13 protein-coding genes are annotated in these 12970 nt (G+C 36.5%); 9 read left to right on the forward strand and 4 right to left on the reverse strand.

Annotation, left to right across the window (positions count from 1 at the left end; genetic code table 11):
* Nucleotides 1–119: 119 nt before the first annotated feature.
* Together C9J31_RS09995 and C9J31_RS10000 are read right to left on the reverse strand one after the other, a co-directional pair.
* Nucleotides 120–764, reverse strand: coding sequence for a methyltransferase family protein (locus C9J31_RS09995; RefSeq protein ID WP_107949019.1), 645 nt, complete (start codon nucleotides 762–764; stop codon nucleotides 120–122).
* 255 nt (nucleotides 765–1019) lie between these two features.
* A complete protein-coding gene (locus C9J31_RS10000) occupies nucleotides 1020–1550 on the reverse strand; it encodes a MerR family transcriptional regulator (RefSeq protein ID WP_238602077.1) in 531 nt (176 codons plus the stop codon).
* A 510-nt stretch (nucleotides 1551–2060) separates the two neighbouring features.
* On the opposite strand from C9J31_RS10000, the gene C9J31_RS10005 reads away from it, so the two are divergent.
* From C9J31_RS10005 to C9J31_RS23605, 3 genes are all read left to right on the forward strand, one after another.
* Nucleotides 2061–3014: an ABC transporter ATP-binding protein gene (locus C9J31_RS10005; protein ID WP_107949020.1), complete on the forward strand. Its 954-nt coding sequence runs from the start codon at nucleotides 2061–2063 to the stop codon at nucleotides 3012–3014.
* Nucleotides 3007–4524: an ABC transporter permease/substrate-binding protein gene (locus C9J31_RS10010; protein ID WP_107949022.1), complete on the forward strand. Its 1518-nt coding sequence runs from the start codon at nucleotides 3007–3009 to the stop codon at nucleotides 4522–4524. Before C9J31_RS10005 ends, C9J31_RS10010 begins: the two co-directional genes overlap by 8 nt.
* Before the next feature lie 461 nt (nucleotides 4525–4985).
* Nucleotides 4986–5432, forward strand: a complete 447-nt coding sequence (locus C9J31_RS23605) for an ABC transporter permease subunit (protein WP_244854898.1) — start codon at nucleotides 4986–4988, stop codon at nucleotides 5430–5432.
* 318 nt (nucleotides 5433–5750) lie between these two features.
* Here the strand turns inward: C9J31_RS23605 and C9J31_RS10020 are convergent, their stop codons facing one another.
* Nucleotides 5751–5930 carry a histone protein gene (locus C9J31_RS10020; RefSeq protein ID WP_153062523.1) on the reverse strand — a complete coding sequence of 60 codons (180 nt, stop codon included), beginning with the start codon at nucleotides 5928–5930 and terminating at the stop codon, nucleotides 5751–5753.
* Between the two features lie 552 nt (nucleotides 5931–6482).
* Between C9J31_RS10020 and C9J31_RS10025 the strand changes: the two genes are divergently transcribed.
* From C9J31_RS10025 to C9J31_RS10050, 6 genes are all read left to right on the forward strand, one after another.
* A complete protein-coding gene (locus C9J31_RS10025; protein ID WP_107949024.1) occupies nucleotides 6483–6905 on the forward strand; it encodes an Rrf2 family transcriptional regulator in 423 nt (140 codons plus the stop codon).
* 125 nt (nucleotides 6906–7030) lie between these two features.
* Complete coding sequence (locus C9J31_RS10030) at nucleotides 7031–7729, forward strand: class I SAM-dependent methyltransferase (RefSeq protein ID WP_107949025.1); 699 nt, start codon at nucleotides 7031–7033, stop codon at nucleotides 7727–7729.
* Nucleotides 7730–7953: 224 nt separating this feature from the next.
* On the forward strand, nucleotides 7954–8280 hold the full coding sequence (locus C9J31_RS10035; protein WP_107923789.1) for a DMT family transporter: 327 nt from the start codon (nucleotides 7954–7956) through the stop codon (nucleotides 8278–8280).
* A gap of 13 nt (nucleotides 8281–8293) precedes the next feature.
* On the forward strand, nucleotides 8294–8638 hold the full coding sequence (locus tag C9J31_RS10040; protein WP_107949027.1) for a DMT family transporter: 345 nt from the start codon (nucleotides 8294–8296) through the stop codon (nucleotides 8636–8638).
* 260 nt (nucleotides 8639–8898) lie between these two features.
* Nucleotides 8899–9330: a CotY/CotZ family spore coat protein gene (locus C9J31_RS10045; RefSeq protein WP_107949029.1), complete on the forward strand. Its 432-nt coding sequence runs from the start codon at nucleotides 8899–8901 to the stop codon at nucleotides 9328–9330.
* 113 nt (nucleotides 9331–9443) lie between these two features.
* Entirely contained in the window at nucleotides 9444–11612 is a 2169-nt protein-coding gene (locus tag C9J31_RS10050; protein ID WP_107949031.1) for a YheC/YheD family protein, read from the forward strand.
* Between the two features lie 149 nt (nucleotides 11613–11761).
* Here C9J31_RS10050 and C9J31_RS10055 read toward each other — a convergent pair whose 3' ends face one another.
* Nucleotides 11762–12967, reverse strand: a complete 1206-nt coding sequence (locus C9J31_RS10055; protein WP_193767060.1) for an ATP-grasp domain-containing protein — start codon at nucleotides 12965–12967, stop codon at nucleotides 11762–11764.
* Nucleotides 12968–12970 lie beyond the last annotated feature (3 nt).

Raw genomic sequence — 12970 nt, forward strand, 5'->3', positions numbered from 1 at the left:
GTTTTCGCAGCGCCTCATTCCAATCAATACCTGTACGTTTTCAAATGATGGAGCATTCACATTATAATTAATCTGAATGCTTTTTGTCGTTGCAAAAAAGATCTTATATGGAGAAACATTCACCAGATAAACGGAATTAATTTTTTGGTTTTCTTTTTGTATGCTGTAAACTGCTCTCCATATTTGTTTTGTAAATAGTCATCGGATTTTGGAATATAGCCAAAAATAAATACAAAGATTAAACCTAATGGAATAAGAAAACTATACATATTATTAGATATGAGCGCTAAACCTAGCACCCAAATGCAATCTCCAAGATAATTAATATGAATCGCATGTTTAAATAAGCCACCTGTATACAACTTTCCTTTATTTGCAGGATTGTCTTTAAAAGGTTTTCTAAGCAATTCTGAAACAGTATTTAATATACTGCCTCCTAAAAATAATACCCAGCCTATAAAAAGTAAAGTCAAGTTTGCCTTGGGGTTACCAATAATCATTAAAATAGGGAAACCTAAATAATAAATGCCAAAAGCTACACTGTTCATGATGGCCTCTTGCCAGCTAATACCTCTAGGTAGCCAGATAAACATCATAGCTGTTAATCTTAAAGTTGTAATAAGTAAAGCGATAAAAAGTCCGATTGAAATGGCTGATTTTTGATTAGCAATGGATAGTAGATAATAGGCAATGATTAAATATATAATTTCGGCAAGAAAAATCATGATTTTTTCTTGTATAGTTGGTTTGTGTAAACCGTACATATTGGTATGCTCCTTCGTGTATTTATTTTATTGGGAAAAAAATTTCTATGATATTAGTATCCTTTGGTGTTGTATGAGGGTCCGTTTGATTTTTTCTTTAATCCATGCATGTAATTTTGTATGAACAGAAGGTAATTCATCATAAGAACCAATTAGCGTAGCCATTGCACAAAGACCAGGGTTAAACACTTTTGTTGCCTTTGTGTTTGCTACAATAGGAATAGCCATTTCGACGTCATAATTTTCTGGTACATATTATGCACTATGAAAAATAGCAAGCGGTTTAGCCGCAGGTGTTAATTTTTCAAAAACTACTTTACTCAACAATTCATTAAAGTGTATTAAGAAGTTAGCGATATTAAGTTGTTTTCTCTGAGCTAAAATATTGAATGGTAAATGATCGACGAGTTTGATGTCAATCTGCTGTAAATAACTCATGATATTTTTCTCTTCTTCTAGTAGTTGAATATCAAGCTCTAATTTCTTTAATAGAGAAGAATAAAAAATTATCTGTTGTGAAAGATTTTTTTGTTTGGCTTTCATTTTAGCCAGAAAAAGACTGACATCCTGCCCATTAGTTAACATCATCTTGATTTCTTCGAGAGAAAATAAATAAGTTTTTAAGCGTGTTATCAATAAAGCTGTTTCCAGTTGTGAAATATTATAGTAACGATATCCGCTTTTAGCATCTGTGTAAGCAGGCTTTAGAAGGCCTATTTCATCATGGTAGCGAATTGTTTTCAAAGTGAGATGACATATTTTTGAGAACTCACCAATTGAAAGCATAACAATCACCTCCTGTTGTGAAGTACTTTCAATATAATGTCTCCTGTAAGGGAAAGGTCAATCATTACAGATAAAGATTTTCTTTAATTATTTCTAAATACGTCATAGCTATTAAATTGAATTGTAAAATGTAACGAAGCTCGCATACACCTACGAGTTAAGACGAATGATGACTGTAAAATCCACTCTGACAATTAATGCTGTCAGGATGGATTTTTATTTGTCATCATGACCTATATCCGTCATAAATGTTTCAACTTCATGTCGTTTGTGAATTAATAGAAGGGGGAGTAGCGTTTTTTAAGAATTGTACATCCATGCATAAAATATGCTATTTCTTGTTCTAGAGCTGGAACACTAGACGTATATGACATTATAGTGTTGGTAAAATGGGAGGATAGTTATGAACTACTTAATAACTGTAGCAGAGCAGGCATCAAAAATGACGATTCTGAATTATGAAAAACAATATTTCTCTAATAGGAACGTCAAAAATAAGGAGCAAAGCTAGTGATAACATTTGATAATGTCTCGAAAAAATATGATAACGACCAAGTTGCGGTAAATGCGATTAATCTAGAGATCAAGAAGGGGGAATTTTTTGTCATTATAGGACCTAGTGGATGTGGAAAAACGACCTTACTCAAAATGATTAATCGTCTAATCCATTTAACTGAAGGGACTATACGTATAAATGGAAAAAGAATAAGTGACTATAACATCCATGAGCTACGATGGAATATCGGCTATGTGTTACAACAAATCGCACTTTTTCCCCATATGACAATTGAAGATAATATAGCCGTTGTGCCAGAATTAAAGAAATGGAGTCATCCACAGATTCAAAAACGGGTGCGAGCGTTATTGGAAATGGTTGGACTTGAACCAGACAAGTATAGCCAACGAAAACCTAATGAACTCTCCGGTGGAGAACAGCAAAGAGTGGGTGTTGTGCGTGCATTAGCAGCCGACCCCGAAATTATTTTAATGGATGAGCCATTCAGTGCGCTTGACCCTATTAGTCGTACAAAATTACAAGATGACCTCCTTGAGCTTCAACGTGCTATTCAAAAAACCATTGTTTTTGTGTCACATGATATGCAAGAAGCCTTGAAATTAGGGGATAGAATTTGTGTGATGAAGGATGGACAGATTGTGCAAATCGGTTCCCCGCAAGAAATTTTACAACAGCCAAGCAATGATTTTGTTAAAGAATTTATTGGGGTGAAAGAGCACGCGTTCAATGTTTTTGATATCCATCAAATCATCGAACCAATTGCTAATGATGATGTTGCCCATACAGTTTCATCTAAAGATTCGTTACAAAGCTTACTTCATCAGTTAGCTCAACATGAATGGTTAGCGGTTGAAGAAGAAGGTGACATAATAGGTGGTATAACAAGACAAGCAATGCTTCAATTTTTAGCTAAAGATGCTTCACAAAGAGGTGAGGTAAATGGCTAATTTTTTAGGGGTTTTTAGCGAACGAAAAGGACAGCTCGTGGCATCATTATTCGAGCATATTCAAATTTCATTTATTGCACTTTTTTTGGCCGTAGTCATTGCTATTCCTTTAGGGATTTATTTAACGAATAAAAAGAAAATTGCAGAAAGTATTATCGGAATCAGTGCTGTTTTGCAAACGATTCCTTCACTAGCACTATTAGGTTTATTAATTCCGTTATTTGGTATTGGTAAACTTCCTGCCATCATGGCTCTTGTTGTGTACGCCCTGTTGCCAATTTTAAGAAATACATTTACGGGCATAAACGAGGTGGATGCATCTTTAAAAGAAGCAGCGATGGCGATGGGCATGAATACGCGACAAAGATTAGTAAAGGTAGAACTTCCTCTCGCCATGCCAGTGATAATGGCGGGTATAAGGACAGCCATGGTATTAATAGTAGGAACAGCAACCCTTGCGGCATTAATTGGGGCTGGGGGATTAGGCGATATTATTTTACTTGGTATTGACCGTAATAATACAGCACTCATCATCTTAGGGGCGGTCCCTGCCGCAGTTTTAGCCTTAGTATTTGATGTGCTCCTCAAAAAACTGCAAGCACTGTCCTTTAAAAAAACACTCACGGCATTAAGTGCTATAAGTGTTGCGGCCTTGCTGATGATGCTTTTACCATTAGCAAACTTTAATGACAAGGAAGAAATCGTGATTGCAGGCAAACTGGGCTCAGAGCCTGAAATTCTGATCAACATGTATAAATTACTGATTGAAAATGAAACCGACTTACATGTGCAATTGAAGCCTGGTCTCGGTAAGACTTCTTTTGTCTTCAATGCACTCAAAGCGGGGAGTATCGATATTTACCCTGAATTTACGGGGACGGCTATTTCTGAATTTTTAAAAGAAGAAGCGGTCAATAACAACCAAGAGGATGTATATAACCAAGCGCAAGAAGGCATGATGGAAAAATTCGATATGGTCCTACTAAATCCCATGCAATACAACAACACGTATGCACTGGCCGTTTCAAAAAAACTGGCTGAAACTTATGATTTACAAACTATTTCGGACATCAAGGCACTGCAAACGTCCATTAAAGCTGGGTTTACACTAGAATTTAATGATCGAGAAGATGGTTATTTAGGCATTCAGGAGCGCTATGGCATCACGATTTCTAATATTACGACGATGGAACCTAAGCTTAGATATCAAGCTATAAAAACAGGTGATATCGATTTACTAGATGCATATTCAACAGATAGTGAAATACGTCAATATGACTTAACGGTGTTAGCAGATGATCAACAGCTATTTCCCCCCTACCAAGGGGCACCATTGTTGAGAAAAGAGACATTAGAAAAATACCCTGAAATTGAAGGAGCTTTAAGTAAACTTGCCAATCAAATCACGGATGATGAAATGCGTGAAATGAATTATCAAGTAAACGTAGAAGGCAAAAATATAGCAGATGTAGCACAAACGTATTTAGAGAAAGCTGGTTTGTTGAAATAGAATGTCGAAGGATTTTTGAAAATAAATAATGATATATCAAAAAATCGTTAAAGTGTGGCTTGACTATACTTTAACGTTTTTTTGCATAACCTTCCATCATTTTTCCGACGATTAAGTCCGTACTAACTGTCTCTCTTGGCACAGTCTTTAGTTTTTTCCTCATAGGGTTACTCGTCTCAACTACTGGCGATGGCCTAAAACGTTATTTATCGCCATTCAAATATTTTGATCCAGCTTATATCGTCGAAAACGCTAACTATAAACCCTGCTTTGTACTCGTAGCAATGGGGATTGTCATTATTTCTTTGGGTACTAGTTATATCATCTATATGAAAAAGGATATATAAACGGTTAAATGGAATGGGGGGATATGTTTTGAACATTTTTATGCGGGAAATGAAAGCGTATCGGAAATCCTTACTCATTTGGAGTGTTGGATACTATTTTTAGTTTGTGCGGGTATGGCTAAATACGCAGGGTTATCCACGTCAGGACAATCGATGAATGAAATATGGACTGCAATGCCAAAGTCCCTACAGGCCATCATGGGAACGGGTGCGCTCGATATTTCTAAGGTAAGCGGTTATTTTGGTGTACTGTATATCTATTTATTATTAATGGCGACCATGTTAGGGGCTACGATTATTGCAAAAGAAGAACGAGATAAAACAGCTGAGTTCTTATTTGTGAAGCCTGTTTCAAGAACTCGCATTATTTGTGCTAAATTGTCTGTCGCTGTAGTTAATATAGTGATGTTAAATATTGTAGCAGGGATTTCGTCCTTGTATTTGGTCAGGAACATACAACGAAGGCGAATCAGTAAAGACCGATATCATCATAGCGATGTCAGCAATGCTGATTTTACAATTACTATTTTTGACCATTGGTTCTGCAATCGCAGCGATTAGTAAAAAGACCAAATTAGCCGTGGCAATATCGACTGGCCTCCTTTTGATGACGTATATATTATCGATTGCCATTGATTTGATCGAAAAGCTGACATTGTTAAAATATCTCACCCCATTTAAATATTTTGAAGCTAAAATTGTCATGAATGGCAACGGGTTAGAGCGTAAATTTATCATACTATAGTAATCATATTTTCACTGATAACGTTTGTATTTTATAGAAAGAAAGCTTGCAGGTATAACGAAACCTTATTCATCCATACAAAAGGTAGCTAGAGAAAAACCATGCGGTCTACTCCAGCTACTTTATTATTGTTATTAGGCTGCTTTCTTACTGTTTTTCTTTTTTGCTTTCTTGTTAGCGGCTTTCTTTTCGATCTTCTTCTCGGCTTTTTTCTTTGCTAACTTTTTCTCGAGTTTCTTTTTCTCAGCTTTTTTCTTCGCTTTCTTTTCTAGTAGCGCTTCCTCAATTTTGTTTTTCTTAATGTTCTTGGCCATGTTTAAATGCACTCCTTAACCATATTGACGTTCCTTGTAAAAGGATGTCTATATACAAGGTTATATTAAACATAAATGGAATGCAAATATATTCAATGTAATTTATTTACATTTATTTAAGGTGAAGGCTGTGCGTTTTCCAACTTTAATTGCAGTCCGAAGATATTTTAGAATATGTAGAGGACGAAGATTGAACATAGTCCTATAACAACTAGCGAGAAAGTAGTGGGTTAATAAGGCAATGTCTGGGCCTCATTGACCCATCCTGTTGGCTCTAGAGGACTTGCCCTCTACCGGCGGAAAGCATAGCGGATTTTATTTTAGAGGGATAGTCATTGTGTGACGAATTTATGAAGTCCATTTTTTGAATGCAATAATTGACTTTTTATAGTGTAAAATATATAATAAGAAAACTGTTCAGCCAATTAAATTAATAGTTTCTCATAACGAGCTGCATGATGGCGACAATAGCAAGAGGTTGTATGTAGTGTGAGTTTTTTCTATTAATTATGGATATTAAAGGTCTTTAATATATTTATGAGGAGAACGCGAATGAAATATTCCAAAGCCACAAATTATGCTTTACACACAATGGTTTATTTAACTTTAACGCCAAAGGGAAAAACTGTTGGCGTAGATCAATTAGCGAAAATCCAATCGCTCTCGCCCACCTATCTTTCAAAGATTTTAACAAAACTTGTTAAAGCAGGTCTCATTCAATCAACACCTGGTGTGAACGGAGGATATAGTATAGTCAGACAGGCTAGTGATATTTCTTTTTTAGATGTTATTCAAGCTATTGAAGGCAAATCAACATTCTTCAATTGTTCATTGGAGCATGAAGATGATACTTCACAGGGCGAATGCTTAATTGAAAAAGTGATGATTCAATCAGAAGAAAGGATGAAAGACGAATTAAACAACACATTTATTATTGATATTGCAAGACAGATAGAAGCATCAAATCAATCATAAAAGTAGTGATTAAAATTTTTTTAAGGCAATTATAGATATTAACAGTCTATAAAGGATTTAATTGCAAGTTAGTATGTAGACGCTAACAGGTATTCGACAATATCGATGAATAGAGGAGATTAACAATGGATCATGCACTGACATACAATTCCGAAAAGGCACTTGCATACGAGAAAAACACGCGCATTTCAATTCCTACGTATGATGCTTTATTTGCCATGATTAAATCATACTTTCGGGCTCAATTGGACGATAAAGAAGCATCACTGCTTGTGATTGGCGCTGGTGGCGGAAATGAACTTTCTGCATGGGGACCTTCTAACCCGAACTGGACATTTACAGGGGTGGACCCTTCTGAGGAGATGCTTCAGATTGCTAACAAAAAATCAGTTCAATTAGGGTTGGAAAATCGTGTTAGACTTATTCATGGAACAATTGACAATCTTCCACCCCAAGACTTCAAATTCGACGCTGTAAGTTGTATTTTGGTACTTCATTTTATTGATGATATTCAAGAAAAGCTGACATTACTTAAGAAGATTAAAAACCATTTGAAGCCGGGAAAACCGTTTGTTGTCGTTAGTGCTTACGGAGACCGCGATAGTGACGAACTTCACAACAACATAAAAGTATGGCAAAGCTTTTTTCTTGATGCCGGCTACGAAAAATCTAAAACGGAAGATATGGCTAAAGTCATTATGAATATTTCTTTCATTTCTGAAAATCAAATCGAACAACTGTTAACGGAAGCTGGATTTACCAATGTCACTCGATTTTATACTACTGGCTTTTTTGCGGGCTGGATTTGCCATGCGCAAGAATAACAACTGGCAAGCAAGAATAGCACGCAAATCACACGTAATTGGCTGTTTTCATGAAGCGATATGTCTGCATCACAGATTTTGAGCCATCCATTGTGTAGCTACTACGATTCATGATGGATGACTTGAATTATTGAGAGTGATAAAATTTTGCAGCTTTTTCAAAAAGGTAACAGAAAAAGCTGTGCACGATTCGTGCAAATGACAAGAAAGGACGACGAATTCTCATGAGTGCCTTTGGTTATCTATTAATTTCAATTGTTTCTGAAGTTTTTGCGAGTTCAATGTTGAAACTGACAAATGGCTTTAAACGATTACTGCCGACAATCGGAGTAGTTGTTGGTTACGGTACCGCTTTTTATTTCTTATCCTTAACACTCCAATCATTAGCAATTGGCACTGCCTACGCTATTTGGGCTGGATTAGGTACAGCCCTAACTGCGATTGTAGGTGTGCTGTTTTATAAAGAGTATTTCAGTGTTAAAAAGCTTGCAGGAATCGCTATGATCATTGCAGGCGTCGTAGTACTTAATCTTGCTGGTGGTGGACATTAAGGAGGATTTTAGCTTGAAAGGTTATGTATTTTTAGCAATATCCATTGTTAGTGAAGTATTCGCGACAATGATGCTCAAGCTTTCGGATGGCTTTACAATAATCGGTCCAAGCCTGGCAGTTGCTGTGGGTTACGGTATTTCATTTTATTGCTTGTCGCTCTGTTTAAAAACCTTGCCTTTAAGCTTGGCTTATGCTATTTGGTCGGGCATCGGTACGGCGTTAACAGTGGTAGTGGGCATTGTGATATGGGGCGATATTTTTAATCTATACTCTGCGATTGGTATTTCGCTGATTATAGGCGGTGTCGTCCTTTTGAATCATGGCAATCAACATGAGACAACCCCAAGTTCATCATGAAATAAATTTATACAGCAAGATAAAACGTCCATTATTTTGGACGTTTTTTTATTGAATGTGTGGAAATCTAATGTTTCCTACAACCTAGCAACAGTGGATGCCTGTACGTTAAGAGGCATTTTTTTGTCGTTCCTTTTGCAAAACATGTCGTCATATTCCTTCGCCCTACATATTATAACGAGAAAGGTTAAATAAATAATTCTGTCTTCGGTCAAGTGTTTACAAATTGCTGAAATGGACTAGGGAGGAGCTGGAAAGGGTTGAGCATTGAAAAAGGAAGAAAGCATTTTGTATGTGAAGCGTTATACGATATAAAAGCACTCCAGGATGTGATAACGAATTTTCATTCTAAATATTATGGTCAATTACTGATGAAAATAGTTGGTAGTGATACCATTCCATTATTTTTAATAACAAACAACGGTGCTCACTTAAGATTATTAGATACGGGGAAGCAATTTGAAACAGAGTATTTTCGTATAGAATCTATCGATAAAGAGCGCTGTCGTGGCACTATTTCGTTGTTACGCGCCTATGATTATGAAGGGAATGAGACGGCTTCAAATGCAGATGTTGTGAGATTAGAGAGAACATCTACTGAAAAATCCATTGATTTAAGTAGTATATCTGCCATTCAGCTATTAAACCCAGACTTATTAAAAAGAAAGATTATTGTTGAGCCTAAATGGTAATGAAGGTCTCGTTAAAACTACTAAAATAATTTGAAAACTAGAGCATCTGTCTACATGCTAGTGCATTGGCTGAATTTAATAAGGAGAGATTCTAAAGGAAGGAAGGTTAATGCATGACAATTATTGGAATGTTGCATCACCGACTAGATCCTAAAACCGTTATCAAGTCGTATGCATATGCAGCAGTTGCAAGAGCCGAAGGGGCTCAATTTTTTTACTTTACCCCTAAAAGTGTAAACTTTGACAACCGTACCATTAAGGGAAAAGTATATGAAGAGGGGCAGTGGCACGAGCGTGTAATGCCCTTTCCGGATGTTATTTATAATGCGGGGAGTCCTGAAAAACTCTCAGTATCAAAAGGTATCATAGAAAAATTGAAAAAGGAAATCCCGTTTACAACACATTCAATAGGAAATAAATGGAATGTGATGGAGCGACTAAAAGCGGCAAAAGAATTTGCGCACTATTTAATTCCGTCCGAAATGGTGGGAAATGTGGATAAATTCCATAACTTTATTGCCCATTATAAAAGGGCAGTGTTTAAACCGATTGACGGACGAAAAGGAAAAGGAATCTATTTTATTACGAAAATCGGTAATGCCTTTGAGGTGAGGGTAAATAGTGAAAAAAGAAATTATACGTTGGCTCAATTAAATGAATTATTAAAGGAGCAGCTTGCTTCAGGGACGTTTATTATGCAGCCCTACATTAAATCTATGACAAAATCGGGGCAAGTTTATGATTTCCGTCTCCATGTGCAAAAAAACGGGGAGGGTAAGTGGGTGGTAACGACCGTCTATCCACGAATAGCCCCAAACGGCTCCATTATACCCAATATAAACAGCGGTGGTTTTACGAACTATTTAGACCCTTTTTTGGAGCAGGAATTTAAAAATGAAGCTTATAATATTCGGCGCACATTGGAACATTTTGCCATGTCCTTGGCACATCATTTAGATGACATACAAATGGAGAAATTTGGAGAGGTCATTGACGAAATAGGCATAGATGTCGGATTAGATGAACAACAAAAGATTTGGATGTATGAAGTAAACTGGCGTCCAGGATGCCCGCCTGCATTTTATTTAGAATTAGACGTTGTAGTACATTCGATTCGCTATGCCATGTATCTTGCACAAAACCACAATGTCATTAAACAAGAAATAATGGAACGAAAATACAAAAGTTTAGACACAGCACTAGGCTTACCGATTATCGCGATTACCGGAAGTGCTGGCAAGACAACATCGAAGGCATTTCTTGCCTCTATTCTCTCAACAAAATGGAAAGTATTTGAGTCAAAAGATTATTGGAACACCACTGAGCATACAAAAAAACATGCGCAAGAGATAGATTCATCGCATGAAGCAGTTGTACTTGAATATGGCATGGCCTATCCAGGTATTATCACAAATCACTGTAGCATCATCCAACCGAATATAAGTATCGTCACAAATATCGGTCTGGCGCATGTTGGGAACTTTGATGGGGATGTTCGTAAAGTGGCAATGGCAAAATCAGAATTAATCCATGGCATGAACCAAAAGGGCTTGCTTATTTTAAATAAGGATGACGATAATTCCAAGTATTTATCAACACAGCAATTCCAAGGTGAAATACTGACTGTTGGTATCCATACGGATGCTACCTATCAGGCATATGATATTCAATATAAGGAAAGTGGCATGAGCTTTAAGATGAATCTCCAAGGGCAAGAAATAGCCTTATATATTCCAATCTTAGGGGAACACCATGTATATAATGCACTTAATGCCATTGCTGTTGCCGATTATTTAGGAGTTAGTCCACTGGAAATTAAAGCGGGTCTAAACTTTAAAAAACCACCGAGAAGGCTAACCCTGTATAATTGCCGTGATCAAATTACAGTTATTGATGATACTGTTCACTCACATCCACAAGGCGTACGAGCTGCGATTGATGTACTTTCCAACATTGCTAAAAATCGAAAAATCGCTATCATTGGACAGATGCGAGAACTAGGGGATTTACGCGAGCAAGAATATCGTAAAGTGGGCGAGTACATTTGTGAGCAAGAAATTGAGATATTAATAACCTATGGGTTTCGGACAGAAGAAATGGGTGCAGCGGCGCTGGCAAAAGGGATGAATAAAGCAAATATTTATCATTTTACGAATAAAGAAGAGTTGCATAAACTATTAGAAAAAATCGTGAAACCGCATGATACTATTTTAGTAAAGGGTGCTAGTAAAACAAATATGTTTGAAACGGTTAAATTTTTAGATCAAACATATCAAGCATAACTTTAAAAACCCGAGTAACTGCCCACGTGAGTGGCAATTATTCGGGATATTTGTTTTGTTTCACAAAGTTCATTGTTTTTTGAAAAATTAGCTAATAGAGTACTGGTGATTAGTAGATTTTCCAGAGGGACTAGGAAAAGGCTTGGTATTTATAGTGCTTTTAGAAGAAACTTAATTTCCTTTGCAGCGGTAGTCGCGTTGTTTTGAGCTTCCGCTAATGTGGCACCCTCTGCAATGACATAGGCATAGCGATGACCCATCGATAAAGGTGGGGTTAGGATTGTGCCTTTTTTAGGCTTCACATATACTTCCACTACATTTGTGGCGTTAGTTGCTCTAGTTTTTCCGATGACTCTCTCCAAAATGCCTCTACTGTCGATTATAACGTATTTTGTAAAGATGAATTTTTTATACCTTGGTTTGACATTAGGATGTTCACCCAAAAATAGTTTGAGTGTTTCTTCCACTAAGCTAAATCCAAATGCAGCGAGGAGCATATTATTCATAGCTCCACCTGAAATTCGGGGGTTTATTTCAATGAGCTTCCAGCCATTTTTAGTTAAACGAAGCTCTAAATGCAGTGTGCCATTTTCAATGTTAAATGCTTTGACGATGGAATGGAGCACCTCTTCAATCCCTGTTTGAATATCATTCGGAACTTCTGCGAGCACACCATAACCGGTAATAATAAAACGTTTACCTTGCGTAATCTCTTGTTCGATAATGCCGATAATATGCGCTTGCCGCTTATATACGAATGCCTCTACTAAATATTGAGGACCTTCTATATATTCTTCAATCATCATTGTTTCACCGGGATTTTTACTTTGGAGAAAACGCAGATGCTTATCTAGTTGGCTTTCATCTGCTGCCAACAGTACATCTTTAGAGCCTGTTGATTTTGGAGATTTTACAATCAGTGGATACAGCATTTTTTTAGTAAGTGATTCATGTGGTTTTATTAGGAAAAACTCTGGCGAATAAGGTTGATCCTTTAAGAAATTCCTGGTTTTCTCTTTATCTTCCATCATTTCGATGGCTTCAGACGACGTATAATTGTCACAAAATTCATCACATAAAATAGAAGCAATATGGACATACGGGTCTACAAAGCTAACAATCGTTTTTATTTCTAAGCCAATTTTAGATAAATCGTAAATTTTATCTTTCATTTCTTCTATATCTGACGTATCAATAAAAATCATTTTATGAATATCTGGATAGGCTTTTCTCTGCTGTAATTGCTTTTCATTATTTGTGAAAAGTACAGTCAAGTAACCCAATTTCTCTGCTGCTCTTATGGCTTCACGACTTGACCCGGATTTGTTTGTACCGATAAATATAATGGCTTTCAGTTA

Source organism: Lysinibacillus parviboronicapiens, from assembly GCF_003049605.2.
Taxonomy (GTDB): Bacteria; Bacillota; Bacilli; order Bacillales_A; family Planococcaceae; genus Lysinibacillus; species Lysinibacillus parviboronicapiens.